The 512-nt window shown below is 72.1% G+C and carries 1 pseudogene; it reads right to left on the minus strand.

The window, feature by feature from the left end:
• Positions 1-512, minus strand: a pseudogene (locus tag G7A99_RS24620) (transketolase); the annotation flags it as partial.

Genomic DNA, 512 nt, shown 5'->3' on the forward strand with positions numbered 1-512 from the left:
ACGAACACGTTGCGCTGCTTCATCAGCGCGGCCATGCGCACGGCATTGCGGGCGTAATCGGAGAACACCAGGAAGGTGCCACCATAGGGCACGAACCCGCCGTGCAGGGCGATGCCGTTCATCGCCGCCGCCATGCCGAACTCGCGCACGCCGTAGAAGACGTAGTTGCCGTCGCCGTCGGCGGCGGTCACCGGCGTGCAGTCCGCCCACCAGGTGTTGTTGGAGCCCGTGAGATCGGCGGAGCCGCCGAGGAGCTCCGGCATGTACGGCCCGACGGCATTGAGCGCGGCCTGCGAGGCCTTGCGCGTGGCCATCGAGTCGCCGGCCTCCTGGGCCTGGGCGATGGCCGCCTCCAGGTGCCCGGCCAGGCGCTCGGGCAGCTCGCCGGCCATGCGCCGGCGGAAGTCCCGGGCGAGCTCGGGATGAGCGGCCTCGTACGCGGCGAAGGTCTCGCGCCACTGCGCCTCGGCGCGCTCGCCCTCACTCCGGGCGTCCCAGCCGGCGTAGACGGT

The sequence above is a fragment of the Arhodomonas sp. KWT genome, from assembly GCF_010993615.1.